The sequence below is a fragment of the Desulfonema magnum genome (genome assembly GCF_017377395.1).
In the GTDB taxonomy this organism is placed as follows: Bacteria; Desulfobacterota; Desulfobacteria; order Desulfobacterales; family 4be13; genus Desulfonema_C; species Desulfonema_C magnum.
In genome coordinates, this window is sequence record NZ_CP061800.1 from 1,884,996 (window position 1) to 1,909,430 (window position 24,435).

Sequence of the window (24,435 nt, forward strand, 5' to 3'; positions counted from 1 at the left end):
TCCGAGATTTTTGAAAACCTCGGAGGTCTTATGACGTTGCCCGTCAGAATGGCCCCTTTCCCTCATAATATCTGCCAAACAGGTGTATATCATTTCTTCTGCTTGTCCTATTCTGCGGCTATAAATATGCCGCACCTACAGGGTGTTGGTCGGCCTCCCCTAAGTCCGTTATAATCAGTAAATTTTCATGGTAAGAAACGCTCAGGAAAAACCCGGGTTTTTCACCTCCGATCATGAAAATATGCGGTGAGAACAGACCAAAAGCCCGGGTTTTTCAAATGGATTTTCATGGTAAAGGCTGTCAACCAGAGTATCAATTCTCAATTAAAATGTTCCAAGCCGGTAACCACTCCGTGACAGCGGCAGGCCGTACTCACCAGTACCCTGCCTTTGGCGTTTATCACCTGATTCAGCAGTGTAAAAAGCTGTTCAGGGCGATATCCCCCGACACCCGGCCCCAGTTGGTGACTTCGAATAACCAGCGATTCAAAAGAAGGCAGGTCTGTATTTTCAAGAAGTTCAAACATATTCTGTTTCCTGGGGGCCCGGGTCACGGTGCAGATATTACGGGGTTCGGCGCAATCGTCAGGGCATCTGAATGTGGCATGACTCACATAAATATCCCCTGAGTCCCCTTGGATGGGATTCGGAAGAAGCGGGAGGATTTCATGCGGCAGGGAGACACGGCAGAGTTGATTCGCCCCCAGCCGAAGCAGACACCACTCCGCGGCCAGATGGACAGGCAATGCGGGAATGATCCAGTCCGGAGCATTTTCAGAACGGAGATGCTGATTTAAAAAGTCTGCCCCGTCCGACTGTTCAAGGGTGCGATTGGGGCCTCTTCCCTGGTGAAGGTTCTCTCTGAGCGGATCCACCAGAACAAAATGTTTTTTCTCATGATTATTTGACAATTTTCGGAGCGCATGTAATCCGAAATGACCTGTACCGATAATCCAAATTTCTTTCATGATGTCCTCTTATCCGGTAATATTCTATTTTAATGCTCAGGCGTAAGCGACGGCGGAACAAGCTTTAACTCCTAGCGTTTGTAATCTCTTTTCCGACAAAATAATACCTCACAAGCGCACGCTGTACCCGCCATGCAAGATCATCCCCAAAGGGTTTGATAAGCATTAAGTAGCCGGATTCAATAATGAATTTATAAAATCGTGTCGGCTGTTTTGTGCGTCCATGTAAGGGACGCACAAAGTTTGGGACCATTCATCATATGGAACATTAAAGAAATCCTCATGTTCAATGAACTGATCTATGTGACGGTGAAAAGCCTTTCTGGCCGTGCTTTCAGGTCTTCCGTGGAGTTCGTCTGTCATTTTGAATGTAAGAACACAGGCTGTCCCCTGTATTCGATCCGTTCAATTGTTTTCCCCTCAATATGAACAATGATTCTGTTTTCCATTATCAACCTCCTGTGATCTGAGTCTGAGAATCTGAGGCGGGCTTAAAAACAAAAAACAGCCCGACTGGTACTCACGTCCACAGGTGTACGCCCCGGGCTTCGCGCTATCCGGACCAGTTAGAGCCGTATTCATTCAATATTGTTTCAGTCGCCTCCCTGTTTTGTAACCTTTGTATGGGTCACAGGGCCGGAAGCCAAACCTGAGATTTGAGTAATCTCTTATATCTCTCGTTAAATTTGATGTCAAGAAAGGTTTTCTGATCATTTACGGAGTATCTGTGAAAATCTGTGGTTCGGACCTCGGAGCGTGTTCGGTCGAATGATCTCAGATGAATTGTCAATGAAAAGACTTGACGATTGTGTTGTAATAAAATAAAATTTTAATTTAATTCAGAGAGAAGATAAAAACACAGAAAGGCTCTTAGCCCGAAAAAATTTAAAAAAACTAACCGGAATCAAAGATTTTTTTTTGAGGAAGAAATGAAAAAAAGACCATTAAGCAGTTTAGCCGTTATTTTGATTTTGTTATTGGGAACAAGTTTTGTCACCCCGGCTCAGGCGCTTGTGGTCGGCAGCAACCTGAAGGTGACGGAAGTCACCGGGACGACCGCGACTTTCAGCGCAAATTACGCCAACATGATGGGCTTCAGCGAAAAAGGGGCCTGCTGGAATATGGCCGACAATCCGAACCCGCCGACGCTGGATAATTGTCTTGGCTCTGTCCAAATTCCGCTCACCAAGAACGGAGGCACGATTGAGGGACTGTCTCCCAATACCACCTATAATCTTATTATTTATGCGATAAAACTCAGCACCGATGAGGTGGGATACTCAAGGTCGAAGGACATGGTGTCTTTTAGCACCACTGCCTTTGAGACGACCACGACAACCACAACCACGATTCCGGAAACAACGACGACAACTGTATTAGAAACAACAACGACCACTTCAACCTCCACCTCAACGTCCACGACTGTGCCCGTAACCACAACCACCACAACGCTTCCGGTGACGACAACCACGGTTCCTCCGGAAACAACTACGAGTACGACTGTTTTGGAAACAACGACAACATCAACAACATCAACATCAACATCAACAACGACCACGACAACAACGACCACAACGACCACAACTTTCCCCGGGTATGCCTGTAATGACATTCTCCTGAGCTATGCCACCGTAACCGAGGATCAGCCAGTCGGGGACCCGGTCGGTGTGTTCTCCGCCGCAGATCCTGATATCGGGGATACTCACATTTTTTACCTAGTTGCGGGAGAAGGCAGCGCGGATAACCCCGCTTTCACCATTGAGGAGGACATGCTTAAAACTGCGGAGGAATTTGACTACGAGACAAAAAGCAGCTACACCATTCGTGTGAGAGCCTCGGACAGCAATGCCCTTACATGCGAAAAGCAGTTCACTGTCACCGTGGCAGACCCCAGGCTCGCACCGAGCGATATCCTCCTGAGCAACACCCAAATAGATGAAAACATGCCGGAAGGCACAAAGATCGGTGTTTTTTCCACGGTTATTCCTAATCCCGGAGACACCCATGGCTATACTTTGGTTCCCGGGGAAGGCGATACTGACAATGATTCATTTTACATCAGCGGCGATACGCTCAAGGCAAAGATATCTTTTGATTATGAGACTCAGAATACCTATGGCATCCGCGTCCAGACCGATGAGGGAAAAGGCGGCACATTCCAAAAACACTTCACCATCACTGTGAATGATCTTGAAGGGCCGCCGGTCATCTCTGAAATTGAAGATCAGATCACAGATGATGAAATTCCCGCGGGACCAATTCCCTTTACTGTGAGCGCTCCGGAAACACCTGCTGAGGAACTTGTTCTTGTGGGCGAGTCCCTGAATCCCATGCGGATATCCAGCGAAAATATTGTCTTTGGCGGTTCCGGGAGAGACCGCAGTGTGACCCTTACGCCGTCACCGGGCGCTGGCACAGCCGTTATCCTCATCGCCGTAGGTGACGGGAATCAGGCCGTGACCGAGAGGTTCACCCTGACAGTGAACACGGGACCGATTTTTGACGCAATCAACATCCAGGTGGTGGACGCAGATATTGATAACACCGCGTCTGTCGGGGATACGTTGTGCTATACAGCGGTCATTCCCAACACCGGGGACCGGGATGCCGATGATGTTCTTTTTATTAATCCTGTTCCTGAAAACACCACATATCTGGCTGACAGCCTGGAATCGCCTTTTGGCGTATCTGTTTATAACAGCGATGAAAATCAGATTGAGTGGCGCGGTGACATTGTCGCTGGTCATGATATGCAGATTATTTTTAATGTCACAGCAGACCCCGGTGTTGAAGTGGAAGACCTTCTCCTGGACCAGTGGACCATTTTTTATGATTCAACTGGTGACGGTATCAGAAACGCCATTGTGCAGCCAGATGAAGACAGCCTGATTCCGGAACGTGGCTGTTCAAAAGGCGACATTGACGCCAACGAAATCATTGATCTGCGTGACGCCATACGGATTCTGAAACTATTATCAGGAAAATATGCTGTTATCTGCATGGATGCGGATGTAAACGATGACGGCAAAATTGGGATTGAAGAACTGATTTACATCTTTAAAAATATCAGCGTAAAATAAGCTGATTATAACGGATTCAGGGGAGACTGGCCAAGCCCTGTGGGGGCGGCATATTTGCAGCTATTTCTGTTTCTGACAGATTTTGCTGATCCGTCATATTTCCGAAAGTACAGGGAAAGAAGATAAGAAAAGGAAAATGCGCCTTCCCCTTCTTATCCTTTTTCCCTGTACTTTCGGCCGGACTCAATTCCCAATTATCAATTATCAATTATCAATTATCAATTCCCAATTATCAATTCCCAATTATCAATTCCCAATTATCAATTCCCAATTATCAATTATCAATTATCAATTATCAATTAAGTACCCGGACATATATTGTCAGGCAGGAGTATCAGCAAAATTCCCCGAACCGGCTTAAATGAGACTCGGATAAAAATACCGGAAAACTTTTGTCCAGGTACTTATCAATTCTGTTTTATTTCAAATAAGTTGCAGTCATAATCTGTGACAAATGTGAGAAACGAGCCGTCTTCCCTGGGGATTTGGCGAATTTCCACTTCCATTGTCCGGCATCTGCTGAGAAAATCTTCAACATCACCGAGTTCAAGACAAACATGCTCAATTCTTTGATTATCAAAGCGTTTCTGATGATCAATAAAAATTTCAAAATGAATTTTGTCGTCAGCATAATTGACGATTTTATATTCTGAATCCAAATTGAAAATTTGTTTTGAAAGCTGACTCGGAACCATTCTCGTATTTTTCTTTTCCAAACCTAAAAGCGTTTCATAAAATTTGTCGCTGTTTTCTTCAGAACTGCAAACAAGCGCAATGTGTTTCAGTACCATTTATTATTCTCCTGTCTTAGAAAATCACTATATGGAAAATTCAAACTTATCCTCGTTCCCATAGTTCATGCGGAAATGCCTTTCGGACGTTTAGCATCCTGTGCAGCGGACGGATTCGGGACGCGAAGCGTCCGCGCTGCATTCCCACGCGAAGCGTGGGAACGAGATCAAACACTCTTAACACCTAACACCCTTAACACCTAACACTCTTAACACCTAACACCTAACACTCTTAACACCTAACACTCTTAACACCTAACACCTTATCTGGGAAAAGCCGCAGCATTTCCGCCGTCCACGGGCAGGGCCGCCCCTGTGGTCGGCGTTAAATCGCTGGCGAAAAAAACAACTGCATTACCGACATGCTCCGCCAGTACCCGTTGTTTCAGCAGGCTTCTTTGGCAATAATACTCCTGCAGGCCTTCCGGATCAAGTCCCCGGGATTTCATTCGGTCAGGCCCCACAAGTTCCCACAGTCCAGAACATACGTTTTCATCACCAAAGACCGCGTCCGGATTGACCATATTGACCCGAACCCCCATTTCTGCCAATTCCAACGCTGCGATTTTGGCAAGCTGATGCGCTCCTGCTTTGGAGGCACTGTACGCGCCAAAAGCAGCACCCGGATCAAAAACATTTTTTGTACTGATCACCACGATATTCCCACCGGTTCCCTGTCTTCTGAAAATAGGAACAGCGGCTTTGATGACAGTAAATGTCCCCTTGAGATTGACAGCAATGACCTGATCCAGTTTTTCAGGTTCAAGGTCCTCGATCTTTGCAACATGGGCGATTCCCGCATTTGGTACGACAATATCAATGCCGCCAAATTTACAGGCAACAGCTTCAAACGCGTTTTCCACAGATTTATAATCCGTGACATCAAACGCCATCGGCTCCACCAGGCTGGTGTCATAGGTCTCGGTCAGAATGGAATAAGCTGTTTCCAGGCGGATTTCGTCAATATCGGATATCACCACTGCTGCTCCGGCAGCGAGCAACTGTTTTGCAATACCAAACCCGATTGCGCCGCCGCCGCCGGTGATGATGGCTACCTGCCCCTGAAGCGGCCGCGGAGGAGAACTGCTCAGTTTTTTCTGCTGAAGGCTCCAGTATTCCATATCAAAGATGTGATCCTCGGAAATGGGAACATATGCGCCCAATGTGTTTGCACGGTGTTTGGCATGTATGGTATGTTCACCAATATCCGCGGCAATACGCGCCGCATTTCGGGTGGTTCCCAGGGCAATAAGTCCCAGACCCCCGACCAAAAAGAGCAGGGGAAAAGGATCCGAATCGCTCTGATCTGTTTTGTTCGTCGCGGCATGATCACGGAAATAACGCTGATAATCCTCTTTAAAGGTATTCACCGCATGATCTGCGATGCGTTTAAGGTCATTGTCATCTTCAGGAACAGATTCAATATATGCTATGGTGTTCTTTGTACGGATGGCGTGGTCAGGGGTAAGCACACCGGAACGGCATATTTCCAAAGCTTCTTTGGAAAGAGATGTATTTATGAGATCAGAATCGCTCCGGGTCTCCGCATAAAACCGGCGCAATTTTCCGTCAGCATCCAAATGAGCGCAGGCTCCCCGGATCACCTGAACGCATCGTGCCAATGCGGACTCGGCGTTTGCAGGACGTGACAGATCATTGCGACGCGTTATTAATGGTCTGCCTTGTATCTGCTCTTTGATATATGTTTCTGCCCGGGTCACATAAGTGATCATTTTCTCATATGATGCTCTGGCATCCTCGGCAAAGGTGAATATCCCGTGGTTTATAATGACAATTCCGTCAATATCTGAATTTTTCTCGTAGCTGTCAATGACTGCTTTTGCCAGGGGAAGACCGGACATGATATAGGGCAGGACCGCAATTTTTTTCCCCAGGGCCTCTTTCAGAATATCTTCAGCGTGTTTCTGATGCGTCAGCACGAGGATGCTGTCCGCGTGGGTGTGATCAATGTATTTATGCGGAAGAAAAGCATGTAGCAGCGATTCAACAGACGGATCCGGAGCGTAAGCAATGGCCTGATGGATTTTTAACTGATTATCCATTTCTTCGGCTGAGAGAGATTCAAGACCTCTGAGTTTTCGAAGGGGTTCCAAATTCAGAGCGGCAAAGCCCTCCGGCTCAATGACTGACATATCCCGGCCGCTGCCTTTGACAAAAATCACATGTTTTTTTTCGCCCATAATGTTTTTAACGGGCATTTTTACGGAGGTGTTACCGCCGCCATGAAGAACCAGTCTGCTGTCAGCACCGAGGAGGCGGGAGGTATAGACCCGCAGGACAAAGTCTGTTGGATAATCAGCGTATTTTTTGACAAATGTCTGCAACGCGTTTTCATTAAAAAGATTTTCCATGTATTCCTCTCTTTTTTTATGTTCTCAACCGTGTTTCCGGGGATAATATACTGAATTCGGGGATATCATTCCGGAATGCCAGGCTTACAGTTTCAGCAGATCGAAAATTTTTTCCGGACATCGAAAATTTTTTCCGGAGTGCAAAAATTAAGCGAAGCGGTTTTTTGCATCAGATCGAAAATTTTTTCCGGACATCAAAACTTTTTTCCGGAGTGCAAAAATAGAGCGAAGCGGTTTTTTGCATCAGATCGAAAGTCTTTTCCGGACATCGAAAATTTTTTCCGGAGTGCAAAAATTAAGCGAAGCGGTTTTTTGCATCAGATCGAAAGTCTTTTCCGGACATCGAAAATTTTTTCCGGAGTGCAAAAATTAAGCGAAGCGGTTTTTTGCATCAGATCGAAAATTTTTTCCGGAGTGCAAAAATTAAGCGAAGCGGTTTTTTGCATCAGATCGAAAGTCTTTTCCGGACATCGAAAATTTTTTCCGGAGTGCAAAAATTAAGCGAAGCGGTTTTTTGCATCAGATCGAAAATTTTTTCCGGACATCAAAACTTTTTTCCGGAGTGCAAAAATAGAGCGAAGCGGTTTTTTGCATCAGATCGAAAATTTTTTCCGGACATCAAAACTTTTTTCCGGAGTGCAAAAATAGAGCGAAGCGGTTTTTTGCATCAGATCGAAAGTCTTTTCCGGACATCGAAAATTTTTTCCGGAGTGCAAAAATTAAGCGAAGCGGTTTTTTGCATCAGATCGAAAGTCTTTTCCGGACATCGAAAATTTTTTCCGGAGTGCAAAAATTAAGCGAAGCGGTTTTTTGCATCAGATCGAAACTTTTTTCCGGACATCAAAACTTTTTTCCGGAGTGCAAAAAACCGCTTCGCTCTATTTTTGCACTCCTTTTGTGCCGAAGATTTTTCGATCTGCTGAGTTTGGCAATATTTCCGATGTCCGGAAATCGGTATATCTTGCCAAACTGAAAGTTTGGCACTCCGAATAATTTACATAACCCGGTTATCAGAAAATGTCCAGCTTCAGAACACCGCCGTATTTTTGTTTACCCTGTTTTTTAATACTATCAGGCTGATTTTAAGCTAAAATATAAAAATTAAGAAAAAAAACTGTCCTGTATGTCAAACATTTTCTTAATGCAGCTAAAACTTATTGAACTTATTTGTTCATTTTGTTATGCTCAATTTGTCAGACAGACCATGACAAAAAAGATTTCTGAACTTTTTATAATTTTTTAAAAAAGATACTTGCCTGAGCAATGGATAAGAATATAAATGAAACTGCTTCATCCGATCAGGATGCCGCACAGGTCAGGGCCTTTCAGAAAGGGGACAAATCCGGATTTGACAAGCTTGTCCTCAAATATAAAGACAACGTGTTTAATATGTGTTATTATCTGTTCGGAGATTATTCCGAAGCAGAAAACTGCGCCCGGGAAACATTTCTGAATCTGTATGAGGATATAAAAGATTTCAGATTCAAAACAAAATGTTATATACTTATTTATCAAATTGCGGTCAGCGTGTGCAACAGCAAACTCAAAAGACTCAGCACGCGGAAAATGAATCTGCTGAATGATATTGAAGCATCAGAAGCATCTGATGACAATTCTTTAAGCGATTCTGAAACAAAAGACCGGTCCGAGGCTATCCGGCAACAAATCAGCTCATTGCCCTCGGATACAAGGCTTCTGCTTGTCCTGCGTGACATCCAGGGACTCTCGAGCGAGGATATCGCGGAAATTACCGCTTTAAAAGTCATTGCTGTAAAGTCGGGGCTTTTCAGGGCAAGGGATATGCTCAGAGAAAAATTAAAAAGAAAGAATGTGATATAAAATGGAATGCGCCAAGGCCAGAACACTGATGTCCGAATATATTGACGGGTCCGCGGATACGCAAACAACAAAAGCGTTAAAAGCCCATCTTGCGGAGTGCGAAAAATGTAAGAAAACATTTTTCTCATTAAGAACATTAGTTAAGGAACTTGGCTCCCTGGAAGCTGCCAAAGCCCCGGAAAATTTTCTCGACAGGCTTCATGAAGAAATGGTCCCGAAATTCGAGTTCGGAGAATTCATACGAAACCTGTTTTTTCCTCCGCATGTCCGTCTCCCTTTTTTAACGTGGCAGCGCCGCTGGTTTCTCATTCTTCCGTTTTGTCTCTGCATGATCGCGGGGATGTATATTTCAATGGCAACACCGAAAATTTACAGCGTAAGCACATTAATTCTGGCTGACCCTAAGACCATATCTGACGAATATATTCAACCGATTACAGAACTGCTTGTCCGACAACGATTAACCACCATCACACAGGAGATAAAAAGCCCCAAGTATATTAAACAGGTGGTAAAAGAAGCAGGACTCTTTTCAGCCCCGGAATACAGACAGATGCGCCCTCATGAGAAAATTACCGAGGTGCGTAAGAACCTGTCTGTGAGCATGACAAAATTCCAAGGCGGAACAGATTCTTTCAGAATCTCACTCAAAGGAAAATATCCTGAAAAAATTACACAGGCGGTGAACCTTCTGGCAACTTATTTTATTCGTGAAAGCATCAGAATCATGGAGGAGCAGGTTGCCGAAGCCAGTCATTTTTTTCAGGAGGAAATTAAGGAAAAAGAGAAGCAGCTCACAGGGTTCGGAAACATCATCGGGGAATACCGTAAAAAGCATTTGAAAAGCCTTCCTGAACAACTTGGTTCCAATCTGAACATGCTTGCAGGATTTCGGAGACAACTGAATGCAAAGCAGGAAAGCCTTAAAGATGAAAAAATCAGACAGATCCGGCTTGAGGGCCAGATGGAGGAAATCCAATGGGAACTGGAAAATTATGTGCCTGAGACGCAGCCTCCCGAGGCGGTGCCCGACCCCCCGCGGGAATCAGCAGATATGTCAGCATTAAAGCGGCTCAGGAAGCAGTATGAAGTGCTTATGAGCCGATATACACAGCAACATCCGGATATGATCAGACTGAAAGAAAAAATTGCTGAACTTGAGGCAAAAATTGTAAATGAATCACAAAAAAAGGTCGAAGTTCCGGTTCCTGAAAATCCAGAAAACAAAACCGATCTGGCTGCTGCCAAATATAAATTTACAAAAGAAAATCAGCTTAAAGAAATAAGGCTGCAATATGAGTCTGTCCGAAAAACGATCCCGCGGCTTGAGACTGACATCTCAGGGCTGCATAATAAAATAAGTGAATACGAGAAGCGGATAGATGAGACACCCATAAGGAAACAGGAAATTGCAGTGCTGGAGAAAGAATATAAGGATATTCAGGAGTCCTATGATTCGCTGTTAAAAAGAAAACAGGACACAGATATTGCCATTCTCAGGGAAAGAAAATCAAGGGCCAGACGTTTCCGTATTCTGGATACGGCCGACGTTCCTCAGCATCCTGTGTGGCCGAACGTAAAGCGGTTATTTATTTTCTCTGTGAGCGCGGGTCTGCTGGTGGGGTTCGGACTGATTTTTTTACTGGAAATTTATCGAAGATTTTATAATGTCGTCGTATTCCGGCCCCAAAGCGGGGCAGGGAAAATACTCAGTCAGACCGTGACTTTTGTTTCAGTCCTGACAGCGTTTATCCTGTTTTTCGGGTTCTCCGTACTGGCTTTGAAGGAGACAGCGTATAATATGGGAGCTGTGGGAGAAGTTGTTGAAAAATTTTTAAGGTTCTGAGTCTTCTGTCATCAGCAGATCAAAACTTTTCAGAGGACATATTTAAGTACCTGATCAAATGTTTTGCAATGCCACGAAGGCACGAAGGCGCGAAGTCTCACGAAGGCGCTTTGGGTCTGTAACAAAATAAGCTTTCCGGTTTCCGCATTTCTCATTTATCCTGTTATTAAATGCGGAACTGATAATTTGCTCAGGTTATTTTGTTACAAGCCCTTTGTGTTTCTTTGTGTCTTCGTGTCTTTTCAGACGACGGCTTAGGTTAAGTACTTATGATCCGGGAGAGTGAGCCTCGGACGCGTGCTGAAATGAAATTTTAGCACGCCCTTGAATTGTTAACCGAAAAATAAAGAATGCTGTATTTTTTGCTGAAGCCCGCATTCGGTCGCTCATTAAAATCTGACCCGATAATAAATAGCTTCCAAGGACAATTCAACACTGACAGACCAAATCTTAAATGAATCATTCGGATTTTCAAATTCATCCAGTTCCCACCGGCCGGCCTTGTTTTTGAAAAAATATTCAATATGACAGGCATACTGATCCACCAAAATATAATCCCGTAAGGACCTGATTTTCCGATATGCGTTAAACTTATCCCCTCTGTCATAGCTTTTTGTTGATTCGGACAGAATCTCAATGATAACAAAAGGATTTGCAATAATGTCATCCCGGTTTCCGACAAATTCGATGTCTCCGCATACTACGCTTATGTCCGGATAGGTGTAATGGCTGTCCGCCTCAATCTGTATTTTCATATCGCCGATAAAGGCAACACAGTCGGAATTACGGAGAGAACTGTGCAAACTGGCGAAAATATTACCGGCGATAAGGTTGTGATGAAAAGATGCGCCAGTCATAGCGAAAATTTCACCATGATAATATTCGTTTTTATATTCAGCAAGTTGCTCTGTTTTAAAATATTCTTCAGGGGAAATGAGCTTTTTTTCTTCCGGCTGTGGCATGATAATATCTCCTTTGAAAATATGTTTTCAAATCGGGGAGTAAGGCAATCTTGTCAAGAATGAACAGAGAAAAAAACTCATTCTCCGAGCGGCATCCTTCATATTAATATAAAAGTAGTTGACACTTTTTAAAAGCTTGTTTTCGGGCACACTTCCGGTGTCAGAAGGCTGGCGGACGAACCTTCAGTTATGGTGATATGATATTACGATTTTGTGAATTGGCGGCCGGAAACGGATTTTTCTGAAAAAACCGGTTCCTTTTTACGAATTCACAGTGACCGCAAAAGACGGATCCGTTTTTTCCACAGTATCAAACAGAAGTTCGATCCAGTCTTTTTCCTGTTTCCTTCCGGTCAGAAGTTCATAGGGAGTCCTGCCTTTTCTCTTACCAGCCCTGTAACGGCGGTGATTATGGTAAAACATGATCAGGTTCAGAGTCTCCTGATTTATATTGTTTTTTGAACTGTTCAGGTAGGGACGGATTATCGAATTTATGCATTCGACCAGAGACGAACTCCGAACTATTCGGTCCAGTTCGTTGTAAACCTGCTCTCTGACATATTCATAATCGGCCTGAAGATGACCTGTCGCGGTTTCGAGACAGAATTCCTCGTTCATTTCACAGTGCTTCCGTGCTTCGGGGGTTTTCGCCTTAATCATCTCTTTTCTCCATTGCCATGCCAGACAAAGCGCCCGCAATGCCTCCTGACTGACCGGCAGTCCCCTGAGTTCTGAGACAATCGGAGCTGCCACATCGAAATACCCGAGCAGGTCAGGCAGAGTGCGGCGGACCTTTCCGACAGCTTTGGCAATGTCGGGTTTTCCCAGTGATTCCAGAAGATTCAGCCCCTCTCCGATATTGGCTTCCGCCTCCTCACGTTCCCTGAGATTGCCGTTATTGTCGAACAGTCTGAGTTCATTTATGACAGAAAGATAAAGATAACTGAAGTTGTCGTACAGTTCGATTTTTTCATCGGCAATCCTTTTTGCCTCCTCGTATTCTTTGATTCTCCGCGAAATGACAGCGTCACTTCTGGCGGAATCGAGCTTACGCCAGCGTTCCTCCTCTTTCCCAATGGCTTTGTATGCGGCATTTTCAAGGATTCCGACCCGTCTGCCAAGCCGGTGTGCCACAGCGTGATAAGTGTCCGGCTGCCTGAAAATATGGGCCAGGGATTCTTTCTGAGCTTTGCACAGACCTCTGCCTTCGTCACTGACCACATAAACTGCCATATATCCGTTATTTTCCAGGCAGTTCCAGTGATTCTTCCAGTCTTCGGCCTTCCGCGTGTCGTTCAGCCCGATTTTCAGTATTGCCGAACTGACCGGGTCAGCCGTGACCAGTATCGGCACCCTTTTGGAAAATATCTCATCACTCAGATAAACGAGCAGCCGTATCTCGCCATTGTCAGTTTTAAGAGTGTCAGGCAGCAGGGAACCGAAATATTTCAGAGTCTGACTGATGAAACCGACAGATGCGTTGTCAATACCGAAACGCCTCATAATCGTTGATACGGCTTCCAGAGAACACCGGCCTTCAAGTCTCAGAGACAGTATGTGGCTGAATACCGATCTCTGTCCGGTCACAGACGGCTCACAGGAATCATATCCGAAAGCGGCCTCACCCGTCTCTTTCAATGTCGCTGCCAGCATATAAACAAAGGTGCGGGAAATCATAAACTGCTTTGAAAGAGCCGTCACTGTTCCCCACGCTCCGGTAACCATTGCCGTGAGAGCAGCACATGCAATATGCAGCCTTGTAACAGGAGACAGATCACCGCGCCGTACGAATTTTTTCGGAGTCAGTTTTATATTTCCCCGCTCTGACAGACTTTCATTTTTTATGACAACAGGTGCGCACATAATTCCTCCTTTCCGTTATAAAGATTTTCGTTTGCAAAATCGTTTTCCCTGTGTCATATACCATGTTAAAAAAATTATGTCACCCCCTGACATCCGATTCATATCCGACTTTTGTTTTTATAAAGTGTAAACTGATAAATGAAGGATGCCCTCCGAGCTTTTTCATCAGTTCAGCTTTTTTCTCTTCCAGGGATTTAATCCGCGTTTTCAGCTTTTTCAATTCGCTTTTTGTCTGTGCCAATTCTTTTTTGAGTTTCTTTTTCTCAAGATAACTGTCGCCATATTTTTCATTTACAAGCGCTTCCACCTCACTGCGGATCAGCCTGAAATAAGGATTGCCGAATATGAAATTCATGCGATGCTGTATTTTGCAGCTGTTGATTGCTTCGAGAATTTCCTCCTGCGTAAGTCCGAATTCCTTGCGGGCGGATTTGTCACTGAGGGTTCCGCCTTTTTGGGTCCAAGGTGAGGTCTTTCTTTTCAAATACATATGATTTGCTCCTCTTCTGTTTTGTAACAACAAGAGATTTCATAAATTTTATGCGGCTAAATCGCCTGGTTCACCACCGCGTGCATGATTTGTTCATACAAAAGTTCTCGCTCTTTTGTTTTTTTCTCCAGCTCATCGCACCATGACATCAGCTGATTTACTTTTTCCAGGATGGTCTTTTGTTCTTCTTCTGATGGATATGCTAAAACAAAATTATTGATTTGTTCGGTACTTAAATTATCTATAATACTGCCATTGGATATTGTCAGCAACGTGTCCCTGTTTAATTCGATATACCTAAAAATATATTCCCGGTTTACTGACGGGGGAAAGATAAATTTACCCACACGCTGATTTAACGCGTATTGTTTTTTATTTTTATTCTGTCCGATTTTGCCGGCCGTGGCACCGGACATTGCTATGACAATATCCCCCTTGTTTATAATATATTCAGGTCTGATCTCCGAAGCCAGGGCTTGTGATATTAATTTCATCTTTGTTTCAACAATTTCACCATTCTGAATATCACCAATTCTTACAATGCCAAGATCATTACCTCTCATTTCATCACTTTTAAAATAACAGCCATTTTGAAAACCTGTCAGATTCCCCAGCCGAACCCACTCCCACCCCTTTGGCAGATCAAGAGCCTTTTCATCCTCCGTAATTTCCGGCAATGCTTTTTTTTGCCTGGTTTTCCCTTTTTTTATTAGTTGCTCTTTCTCAGTTCGTATGCGTTTTATCAACACTTTCGCAGGTGCTGCATCAGGATGTTGTCTGCGCCACTTGGCCGTGAGTCTGCCCTGCATTGCCTGTTGTAAAATGCTTTGGCGGAGTTGTTTCACACGCTCTTTCTGAACTGTTGCTTTAACAGACAGTTTGTTATTAAGCCTTGAGGCAGAAGAAAATATTTTGGCAAGTTTCTTCTGATGATCTAATGACGGCAGATGAATTTCAGCCTCCTTAATCCGGTTTATGGGCAATGAGACATTTGCCATTCCTCTCATCAGGGGGACAAAAATATTTTCTTTATTACTGTCAAGGATATAATACAAATACTCCGGATCATATACATTATCTTGTTTTGGAACTAATGCGCATAAAATTGAACCTAATGCAAATTTCCCCTCCTGATAATGAATTCTTTTCATGCTTGCATGGCCATGACCTGTTGATGAAACCAGAGGAATAATTACCGCCTTTGTATCAAACTGATATTCATTATGTGATTTTCTTTGTTCTGCTAATGTTACCATGGGAAAATCACCCGGAACGGCCTTTGTTATTCCTGTCTTACCTTTAATTATATCGCAAATGTCCCTTAATTTTACTTTGTTATAATTCACCGCAATCTTTTATCGTATCCTTAATTTGTTGTAAAATTTCAGAACTTTCTTTAAAAGACTGTCCCAATGCCTCCAACAGATCATTTATATCAGCCACTTCTTCATTTGCTCTGTTTGAATTGGGGTTTTTAAAATCCAAATCAAACGCAGCATAATAAATGCGGTCACCGGTCTTTTTTTCAGCGCGGGCCTTTGTCTCGGTTTCCTGCAACTGCTTTTCCAATTTATCAACATCTGCCTGCCCGCGCTTTATTTTCACCGCATCTTTCTTTTTATCAAGCTTTTTCAGATCAGCCTTTTGCCTGGTGATTTTTGTTTTAATGTTACGAGCCTGTTTTTTCAGTTCTGTTTCTTTCTGAAAATGCGGGGCAGCATTTTCACAGGCTCTGACGATAATCGCCTCAATACTGACCTTCCACGCTTTTTCGCTCTCCGTGCGATGGTTCCACCACTCCCGTTCCCCGTCAAACTCCGACAATCTTATGGGTTTGGTTTTGGAGTAGTATTTCATCCCCTCCGGCAAAGAATGCTCATAAAACCATATCGCTTTGGTGGAAAACTCGTCAGGCTCCCGGGCCGGGCTGCTTTTCCGTTCAAAAAACAGCAGATTTGCAGCCACCGTGGCATAAGGTCTGAACACAGAATTGGGCAGACGGACAATGGTATGCAAGTCACAGTGTCTCAGCAACATCTCACGCACACGGGCTTTGACACCGTTGCCGGTCAGCGAGCCGTCCGGCAGAACAATGGCGGCCCGTCCCCCGGGTTTCAGATAATTCACCATCATCACCAGAAACAGGTCCGCGGATTCCCTGGTGCGAAATGACAAAGGAAATGTATCTGCTGTTTCCTCATCCACATTCCCCCCAAACGGCGGATTGGCAAGAATCACCTCGGCCCTGTCTTTATCTGTGACAGACTTGTTTCGCAGCAACGCATCTTCATAAGAAATATCAGGCAGTTCAATATCATGAAGAATCAGATTTGTCACTGCAAGCAGATGGGGCAGCGGTTTTAATTCCATCCCGCACACCGAATTTTGGAGCATTTCTCTTTGCTTCAGATTATCCGCACTGCTTTTGCGGATATGTTCAATGGCAGCCGTTAAAAACCCGCCGGTTCCGCAAGCCGGGTCAAGCACTTTTTCGCCCGGCCGGGGATTCACCATTTCGGTCAGAAATTCGGTGATTGCCCGGGGCGTGTAAAACTCGCCAGAACTCCCCGCGGACTGCAATTCCCTGAGAATGCTTTCATACACCTGCCCGAACACCTGGCGATCTTTTGCAGCATGAAAATCAATCTTGTTCATCTCATTGACCACCTGCCGAAAAAGATGACCGTTTTTCATGTAATTGTTGTTGCCGCGAAACACATCCCGAACCAGCCCCGTTCTTTTGTCATTGGCAACAGTCAGTTCGCGTAACCCCGGGAACAATTCACGGTCAATAAAATGAATCAGCTCATCGCCCGTGATGCCTTTGTCATTGGCCGCCCAGTTTCGCCATTGGAATTTCTCCGGTATGGGAGAAACAAAATCCCCGGTTTCATCCATATCCTCAGAAGCTTCGTCTTTGGCATCAGATATTTTTAAAAACAGCATCCATCCCATCTGCTCCAAACGCTGGGCATCGCCATTCACGCCTTTGTCCTGCCGCATAACATTGCGGATATTTTTAATCACCGGTGAAACATTCATTTTTCAATCACGCCGTTTTAAAGATATCGCATAAATCCGCAAAACCGCAAAAATCCGGAGTGCGAAAATAGAGCGAAGCGGTTTTTCGCATAAAACCGCAAATCCGGAGTGCGAAAATAGAGCGAAGCGGTTTTTCGCATAAAACCGCAAATCCGGAGAGCGAAAATAAAGCGAAGCGGTTTTTCGCAAAAATCAAAAATCCGGAGTGCGAAAATAGAGCGAAGCGTTTTTTCGCAAAAATCAAAAATCCGGAGAGCGAAAATAAAGCGAAGCGGTTTTTCGCAAAAATCAAAAATCCGGAGAGCGAAAATAAAGCGAAGCGGTTTTTCGCAAAAATCAAAAATCCGGAGAGCGAAAATAAAGCGAAGCGGTTTTTCGCAAAAATCAAAAATCCGGAGTGCGAAAATAGAGCGAAGCGGTTTTTCGCATTCCGGAAAATATTTCCAATCTGCCGAGTATAACATCCACCAGATCGAAAACTTTCCGAGCTGTGCGCGGGGCAGCGGAGAAACCCGGCTTTTTTCCCCGGACAAAGCATACTCCCGCCGGAAAAGCCGGGTTTCTTCCCCCTCCGCCCCGCGAGGGCCTGAAAACTTTTCGATCTGCTGATTCTTAGTAGTTGCAAAGCGGGAATCTGTCCTGCTAATTTCAGATGAAAATCGTGTCAGTATTCTTTTCCGTCGTGTCTCATCATAGGAACAAATCTCACAGGGATAATATTCTCCTCCACTATTTTCCCCTGTTTTTTGGCCAGCAGCACCAATTTCTGATTAAAGGTTTCTCCCACAGGAATCACCATTTTCCCCCCTTCCGCGAGCTGGTCTTTTAAGGGCCGGGGAATATGAGACGGCGCGCATGTCACAATAATTGCATCAAACGGGCTGTATTCTTTCCATCCTTTGTATCCGTCCCCCACTCTGACCCTGATGTTTTCATAGCCTAAATCTGCCAACAGTTTTTCAGCTCTTTTCCCAAGAACTTCAATAAGTTCAATAGTATAAACCTGATGACATATTTCAGCGAGAACCGCGGCCTGATAACCGGAACCCGTGCCGATCTCAAGCACTTTCTTAGTGCTGTCCAAATCCAGAACTTCCGTCATGAGCGCGACAATATAGGGCTGGGATATGGTCTGTCCCTCTCCGATGGGCAGGGGATGATCTTCATATGCCTGTCGCTGATATGTCTGAGGAACAAATTTGTGCCGTTCCACTTTTCGCAGCGCATCCAGAACAATTTTGCTTTTAACGCCCCTTGCCTCAATCTGAGTCTTTACCATCTGTTCACATAGTTTGGCAAATTTTTCAGACGCTCCGGGAGCTTCAGCCTCACAACGGGCACCAAAAATCATAACACCAATCATACAGACAATAAAACTGAACCATTTTTTATTTTTCATCATCAGGCCCTCCTTTTGTGGCTTTTTATGGCACGGGTCACAACTGATCAAAACCGCGGATGAACACGGATCACACTGAGTTCGCTGATTGAAAAAAGTCTGATTATAACAGGTTTAGACATGTAGGGTGGGTGGAGCGAAGCGCAACCCACCGTTTGTCATATGTCGGTGGGTTGCGCTTCGCTCCACCCACCCTACATTTTCTACATTTTCTACATTTTTGGGTATTTTATTTTTTGGAAAATCCCTAAGTTAAAAAACTTGAATTTTCGCTGAGAAAAGATTATGAATGTGACAAGATTCAATAAACTCAGGATATATTTTCCAATGTCTGAACCGTACCCCCTCATATTATTCACCATCGCCGCCATCATCATACTTGGCTGCCCCAGGCCCGCAAACCATCTGCCGTCAGAAGAATCCTTACTGGATCCGTTGAGAAACAGTCTGACTTTACAGAAAAATAGTCACAAACCCAAAGTGGGTCCCCATTCCGGTCATTCAAATCAAAAATCAGACAAAACAGTTTGTAAAATACATCTGAAACCGTTAATCATCATCAGCAGCCAAAGAAGCCATGACAAAACAACGGTCCGAAAACATGATCATCTCCCCATCCGGAGATACACACTCGGAGCATCTAATGAGAAACAGCCCATTGAGGCGATTGTCATTGGTCACGGCAAAGACGCAATTCTTATTTTAGCGTCCTTCCACGGCAATGAAAAATCCGGTACGCCGCTGGTTCGGCAGCTCACTGATTATCTTTACAAAAATCCGAGACTGCTTCAGGGGCGAAAGGTTATGATTTTACCTGTAGTGAATCCGGACGGGGGAAAGCGCAACAGTCGTTACAATGCACGGGGAGTTGACTTGAACCGGAATTTCTCGACAGCCAACCGTATTAACAACACGCGGCACGGGCTTAAAGCCCTGTCTGAGCCGGAAACCCGCGCTGTCATTCGGGCAATCAGGCAATGCCATCCGAATCGCATTATCAGCCTTCATCAGCCACTGGCCTGTATTGATTATGACGGACCCGGAAGAAAACTGGCTGATCATATCGCAAAATACTGTGATCTGCCTGTCCGGAAGCTGGGCGCTATGCCAGGGTCTTTGGGAAGCTATGCGGGTGTGACTTTGGGAATTCCCACAATAACATTGGAACTGCCCGGAGGCATTGAAAAATTCAGTCCGGAACATCTGTGGAAACGATACGGGGCAGCGCTTGTTGCTTCGATTCTGTATCCGGATGACTTCCAAGTTTCAAGTTTCAAGTCTCAAGTTTCAAGTTTCTCATTCGGCCCAGTTCAGACAGCCTTTGGTTTCGCACATTCCGCGGCTGCAACCGTCATAAGAGGATATTGAATAGTGTAATGTCCCTCCGCAGCGGGGACATTTCATTGTCTCAGATATGTCATCCCGGGGAATGTTGCTATATCCCAGACAGAAACGTTTCCCCAAGTCGTGCCTTACGCTTATTTCATCTATGGCTTTGGCTGTGAATTTGCCACGGTTCTCCATTCTTTTTATTATTTCATTCAATTGCTTTCCCTGATTCATCTTCTGATGGTGTGTGCTGATATGCTCCTGCCGGATTGACAAATCCGGCAGAAAACGTAGGGTGGGTGGAGCGAAGCGGAACCCACCGGACATCCGCATAAGGTGGGTTCCGCTTCGCTCCACCCACCCTACATTATTGACAAATCCGGCAGAAACGGTTCGGATGTGTCAATCCAAACTGAGCAGGATCAGTTTTCAGGCGGCTCAGACTTCAATTCGCACGGTGATCCTTATAATAATTTTCTGATTCTCTTCCAGCCTGCTTCGGGTATGTTGGCTCCCATAACCCGGCAGACTTCATAACCGCACATTGACCCCAGTTCGCCGCATTTGTCAATGGGATAGTCATTTGCAAGTCCGAACAAAAATCCGGATGCCCACAGGTCTCCTGCCCCGGTTGTGTCAACAACGTCCGCGGTTTCACCCCCTTTTGGTTCCACCGCCGTAACATTTCCTTCCCGGGAGATAAAGCTTCCCCGTTCTCCGACTTTGAGAACAGCAATCTCTGCTTTCTCCGAAAGCGCCCCGAGCGCATCTGTTTCGTCGGCATATCCTGTAAAGGCACGGGCCTCATCCTCATTTGCAATAAGAATATCAACAAAATCATCCACCAGGGTCTCAAGGAAATCCTTTGAGGATTCAACAACCGTAAAGCTGGCAAGGTCCAGAGAGACACGCGTGCCCGCACGTTTTGCAGCATTTAAAGCCGCGAGCATCACATCTTTGTTAAAGAGCAGATATCCTTCAATATGGACAATGGCTGTGTTCTGAAAACATTTTTCTGTTATTTCATTCACATGAGTTTCTGCTGACGCGCCAAGATAGGTCAGCATGGAGCGTTGCGCATCAGGCGTAATAATGGAAAGCACCCTTCCTGTGGGAGAAGATGACGTGAACAGCATGGGTTCAACATTGTTGTTTCTCAGGTCTTTTTCAAAGAGCTTCCCCATTTTGTCTTCCCCGAGCTTGCCGACAAATCTTGCAGCGCCCCCGAGTTTTCCCACGCCGATAATTGTATTACAGGCGGATCCCCCCGGAACAACATGGAGTTTTCCGTTTGCCTGTGTCATTACCTGCTCGATGAATTCATCTTCAACATAAGTCATTCCTCCTTTTAAAGCCGTTGCTTTTTCCAAAAATTCATCATCTTCATGAACAAGTATATCAACAAGGGCTGACCCGATACCGACTATTCGCCTGCTTTCATCACCTTTTTCAGTTGTAAGCATTTATTTTCCTTTTTTCATTCTGATATGTCTGCGGATTGAAGATTCTTTGCTCTCCCATCCTCTGTTACCAAACCAATGCTTTGTGTATCCACCCTTTTTCACCATCTGAGTGCCGGATACGGACCCACTCTCCTTTACGCTCTGTCTCTTTAAAAGGAACACCTTTTTCAACGGTCATTACAATTTTGTTTCCGACTCCGGGGCCTGATCTCACGTTGCACTTATTTTTTATGACAATCACTGAAGCAAAATTTCTGACAAGGTCTTTGGATATCCATCCTTTATCTCCTTCAAAATCACGAAACTGATACCAGGAGCCGGACTTTTTGATCACATGAATGGGATGGTATTTTTCCACTTTCCACAGAACATCGTAATTCGTTCCCGGGCCGGAACGAATATTGGCCATGGAAACATTTACTGTCATACGCTGGGCAGAAGCAACGCCTGCAAACATTATCACCAGGATGGCTATGATAAATGAATATGATTTCACTTGAAAGCTCCTTTTCTTAAACATTCATGACCCTGCGGTCACAACGAAATATGAAAGTTTCAAAATTTTTTCCTGACACTTAACACTTAACACAAGATTATACACTATAAAATTCAAGGGCAGGCAATTTGACACAGGTAAGATCATTTCCATACACAGCGCCTGTGTCAATTCCTATTTTGGTTGGCGTGACAAAGGGTTCGGCAAAAGGAGTATGCCCGAAGATAACCCGTTTTCCAAAATCGTAATCTGACTGGATAAACTCAGTGCGTATCCAGAGCATATCATCAGGACTCTGCATCTGAAGGGGGAGATTTTCTCTCAGTCCGGCATGTACAAATATGTAATCATCTGTTTCATAAAAAAGAACAAGCGATCCGAAAAAATCAAGATGATCACTCGGAATCGGAGGGGCACCGGGTTTGCTTTGTTCCAAATAACTTTCCAGCGTCTGTTGCCCCCCGTTGACCAGATAGGTATATTTATCAGGCCCTGAAAGATATTTTTCAAGCATATCTTCATGATTGCCTTTTAAAAATATGATATTCTGACATTGTTTTTTTAAATTGATCAGATACTCCACAACTTCAAAAGAGCGCGGGCCTCTGTCAATATAATCGCCCATGAAAACAAGGAGGTCATTATCGAAATCAATTTGGACTTCGATTTTTTCCATAAGAGCGACAAGTTTGTCAAATGTCCCGTGAATATCACCGATGGCAAAAATATTTTTCATTATTTTAATACAAAGCGTGTTCGGTTTGAGTGTATCAGACTTTTTGGGTCTGCTGATAATAAGTACCTAACCATAAGTTTTCAATATCTGCCCGGGGAAGAAACCCGGCTTTTTTCCCGGAATGACCCGTCGCCCGTGACGGAAAAAGCCGGGTTTCTCCGCTGTTCGCGGAAAAAAGATGTATGAAAAATTTTTGCTCAAGTACTTACAAATAAACATTTTTCAGCAGCCGTCAGAACAGCCTGTCATATGATATCTATATAATAAAATACGTTAAAATATTCAAGTGGTTTTTTATAATTTTGTGGTAAAATGCCGTAAGAAGTACCCGGACATAAGTTTTTTCGCATCCGCATCTGACAGAAAATATGCAAAAATTTATGTCCGGGTAATTATCTGGTATGGTTTTTGCATGTAAAAATACACGAATTTATATTGTCTGAAACAATTTTCAGATGTTTATATTTGAAAACTTATAGCGGTCATATGCAAAATTCATATTGGATATGACATAAGTACCTGATCAAAATTTTTTATACATCTTTTTTTCTGTGAGCGGCAGAGAAACCCGGCTTTTTCCTTTGTCGGAGAAGCATCATTCCGGAAAAAAAGCCGGGTTTCTTCCCCGGGCAGATATTAAAAACTTATGGTTAGGTACTTATTCCTGACATCTGATGTCATTTTCTTCGCAGCAAAAGTGTCGCAGCGATCAAAATCACTGCTGTAATGATGGTGATAATGAGCCACAGGGAGAGTGACAACCCGGATGACAGGGCCTTGATACGCACAATGGCTGAACCTGCTGTGCTGTGATATTTTTCATTGTCCTTGTATCGGGCAACAAGGAAGACTGCGTAGCTGCTGTTTTCAAGGCCGGAAAAGTTTTCCACCGTAAATGTGACTGTCTTCTCCGTTTTCGGGCCGATGTCTATTTTTTTTATCTCATCATTGACAGCAAGTTCCTTGGGCACATTTAATTCAAGTTCGAGGGTCTGGCGGGTGTTGCCGCTGTTTCTCAGGGTAAAGTCCAGCCTGCGCCTGCTGTTTCCGGGAATATCAATCCCCTTCGCTTTGATAAAGATGTCTGAAATGGCAGGAGTCTGATAATCATAAAACCCCACGGTAATCGAAGAAAAAGGGTAGCTGTTCGCATCCTGATAATGAGTTCTGATAATGACAGGATAGTGCCCCGGAAGCGTGAACGCGTCTGTGATGTGAAAGTCAGAGCTTGTTTCCTCATTCACACTGAGTTGGGGAATCGTCTGACCCGTGACCTGAGCCTTGCCCACGGATGCTTCAAACTGTACCGCATATGCAGGCTCATCGCCCTTGTTCTGAGTTCTCAGCTTCAGAAACACGCCTTTGTCGCTGTCTGTGACACTGAAGCTTGTTTCCATGCTGATGTAGGAGGCCCGGGTGTTTGTTACAATAGCCAGAGATATTAACATAAAAAAAATGAATTGTCTCATAAGATGATTTTTGATTTTCGGAGTATGGGCTTTCATTGGTTTTATTGAGAGTTCAGGGGGAATTAGAAAAATCGGTAGTAAGTGTCTAAGCATAAGTTTTTCTAAATTTATTTATAAACTGGACAGTAGAAAGTTCTGTTAGCAATTCGGGAGTAAAATCGATTTAACAATCTGAAATTCCAAACTCCTTTTTGCACATCTCTAAGGTGCGGATCAGAGGAGTGCGGAAATGGAGCCGCTAGGCGGAATTTTCGCATTTCGGCAGTGTGCGAAAATTCCGCCTAGCGGCT

21 protein-coding genes are annotated in these 24,435 nt (G+C 44.4%); 4 read left to right on the top strand and 17 right to left on the bottom strand.

The annotated features are described in order from the left end of the window. Positions 1-320 precede the first annotated feature (320 nt). On the bottom strand, positions 321-968 hold the full coding sequence (locus dnm_RS07670) for a Rossmann-fold NAD(P)-binding domain-containing protein (protein WP_246556244.1): 648 nt from the start codon (positions 966-968) through the stop codon (positions 321-323). A gap of 165 nt (positions 969-1,133) precedes the next feature. Next, positions 1,134-1,331: an ORF6N domain-containing protein gene (locus dnm_RS31575; RefSeq protein WP_207682090.1), complete on the bottom strand. Its 198-nt coding sequence runs from the start codon at positions 1,329-1,331 to the stop codon at positions 1,134-1,136. A gap of 566 nt (positions 1,332-1,897) precedes the next feature. Between dnm_RS31575 and dnm_RS07680 the strand changes: the two genes are divergently transcribed. Then, positions 1,898-4,048 (top strand): cadherin domain-containing protein, encoded by a 2,151-nt coding sequence (locus dnm_RS07680; RefSeq protein WP_207682091.1) that lies wholly within the window; start codon positions 1,898-1,900, stop codon positions 4,046-4,048. Between the two features lie 407 nt (positions 4,049-4,455). Here the strand turns inward: dnm_RS07680 and dnm_RS07685 are convergent, their stop codons facing one another. From dnm_RS07685 to dnm_RS31185, 4 genes are all read right to left on the bottom strand, one after another. Further along, a complete protein-coding gene (locus dnm_RS07685; RefSeq protein ID WP_207682092.1) occupies positions 4,456-4,839 on the bottom strand; it encodes a VOC family protein in 384 nt (127 codons plus the stop codon). A 46-nt stretch (positions 4,840-4,885) separates the two neighbouring features. Then, positions 4,886-5,014, bottom strand: coding sequence for a hypothetical protein (locus dnm_RS31180; protein ID WP_276571862.1), 129 nt, complete (start codon positions 5,012-5,014; stop codon positions 4,886-4,888). 88 nt (positions 5,015-5,102) lie between these two features. After that, entirely contained in the window at positions 5,103-7,211 is a 2,109-nt protein-coding gene (locus tag dnm_RS07690) for a bifunctional aldolase/short-chain dehydrogenase (protein ID WP_207682093.1), read from the bottom strand. Between the two features lie 317 nt (positions 7,212-7,528). Further along, positions 7,529-7,657, bottom strand: coding sequence for a hypothetical protein (locus dnm_RS31185; RefSeq protein WP_276571863.1), 129 nt, complete (start codon positions 7,655-7,657; stop codon positions 7,529-7,531). Between the two features lie 817 nt (positions 7,658-8,474). Between dnm_RS31185 and dnm_RS07695 the strand changes: the two genes are divergently transcribed. Together dnm_RS07695 and dnm_RS07700 are read left to right on the top strand one after the other, a co-directional pair. Further along, positions 8,475-9,050 carry an RNA polymerase sigma factor gene (locus tag dnm_RS07695; RefSeq protein ID WP_207682094.1) on the top strand — a complete coding sequence of 192 codons (576 nt, stop codon included), beginning with the start codon at positions 8,475-8,477 and terminating at the stop codon, positions 9,048-9,050. A gap of 1 nt (position 9,051) precedes the next feature. After that, on the top strand, positions 9,052-10,896 hold the full coding sequence (locus dnm_RS07700; protein WP_207682095.1) for a zf-HC2 domain-containing protein: 1,845 nt from the start codon (positions 9,052-9,054) through the stop codon (positions 10,894-10,896). A 389-nt stretch (positions 10,897-11,285) separates the two neighbouring features. Here the strand turns inward: dnm_RS07700 and dnm_RS07705 are convergent, their stop codons facing one another. From dnm_RS07705 to dnm_RS07735, 7 genes are all read right to left on the bottom strand, one after another. Next, positions 11,286-11,858, bottom strand: a complete 573-nt coding sequence (locus dnm_RS07705) for a Uma2 family endonuclease (RefSeq protein WP_207682096.1) — start codon at positions 11,856-11,858, stop codon at positions 11,286-11,288. A gap of 261 nt (positions 11,859-12,119) precedes the next feature. Continuing rightward, positions 12,120-13,721, bottom strand: a complete 1,602-nt coding sequence (locus tag dnm_RS07710) for a hypothetical protein (RefSeq protein ID WP_207678503.1) — start codon at positions 13,719-13,721, stop codon at positions 12,120-12,122. Between the two features lie 79 nt (positions 13,722-13,800). After that, a complete protein-coding gene (locus dnm_RS07715; RefSeq protein ID WP_207682097.1) occupies positions 13,801-14,211 on the bottom strand; it encodes a hypothetical protein in 411 nt (136 codons plus the stop codon). A gap of 56 nt (positions 14,212-14,267) precedes the next feature. Then, positions 14,268-15,557, bottom strand: coding sequence for a restriction endonuclease subunit S (locus dnm_RS07720; RefSeq protein WP_207682098.1), 1,290 nt, complete (start codon positions 15,555-15,557; stop codon positions 14,268-14,270). Then, on the bottom strand, positions 15,547-17,253 hold the full coding sequence (locus dnm_RS07725; RefSeq protein ID WP_207682099.1) for a class I SAM-dependent DNA methyltransferase: 1,707 nt from the start codon (positions 17,251-17,253) through the stop codon (positions 15,547-15,549). The genes dnm_RS07720 and dnm_RS07725 overlap by 11 nt, the downstream gene beginning before the upstream one ends. A 17-nt stretch (positions 17,254-17,270) precedes the next feature. After that, positions 17,271-17,786, bottom strand: coding sequence for a hypothetical protein (locus tag dnm_RS07730; protein ID WP_207682100.1), 516 nt, complete (start codon positions 17,784-17,786; stop codon positions 17,271-17,273). A gap of 131 nt (positions 17,787-17,917) precedes the next feature. Then, positions 17,918-18,655, bottom strand: coding sequence for a protein-L-isoaspartate(D-aspartate) O-methyltransferase (locus dnm_RS07735; RefSeq protein ID WP_246556246.1), 738 nt, complete (start codon positions 18,653-18,655; stop codon positions 17,918-17,920). Between the two features lie 324 nt (positions 18,656-18,979). On the opposite strand from dnm_RS07735, the gene dnm_RS07740 reads away from it, so the two are divergent. Beyond that, positions 18,980-20,020, top strand: a complete 1,041-nt coding sequence (locus tag dnm_RS07740; protein WP_207682101.1) for a M14 family zinc carboxypeptidase — start codon at positions 18,980-18,982, stop codon at positions 20,018-20,020. A gap of 425 nt (positions 20,021-20,445) precedes the next feature. On the opposite strand, the gene dnm_RS07745 is transcribed toward dnm_RS07740, so the two are convergent. The 4 genes from dnm_RS07745 to dnm_RS07760 all read right to left on the bottom strand — a co-directional run bounded on the left by dnm_RS07745 (position 20,446) and on the right by dnm_RS07760 (position 24,145). After that, positions 20,446-21,444 (bottom strand): adenosine kinase, encoded by a 999-nt coding sequence (locus tag dnm_RS07745; protein WP_207682102.1) that lies wholly within the window; start codon positions 21,442-21,444, stop codon positions 20,446-20,448. 64 nt (positions 21,445-21,508) lie between these two features. Continuing rightward, on the bottom strand, positions 21,509-21,940 hold the full coding sequence (locus dnm_RS07750) for an SH3 domain-containing protein (protein WP_246556248.1): 432 nt from the start codon (positions 21,938-21,940) through the stop codon (positions 21,509-21,511). A gap of 97 nt (positions 21,941-22,037) precedes the next feature. Continuing rightward, positions 22,038-22,676, bottom strand: coding sequence for a metallophosphoesterase family protein (locus dnm_RS07755; RefSeq protein WP_207682104.1), 639 nt, complete (start codon positions 22,674-22,676; stop codon positions 22,038-22,040). Positions 22,677-23,353: 677 nt separating this feature from the next. Then, complete coding sequence (locus dnm_RS07760; RefSeq protein WP_207682105.1) at positions 23,354-24,145, bottom strand: COG1361 family protein; 792 nt, start codon at positions 24,143-24,145, stop codon at positions 23,354-23,356. Positions 24,146-24,435 lie beyond the last annotated feature (290 nt).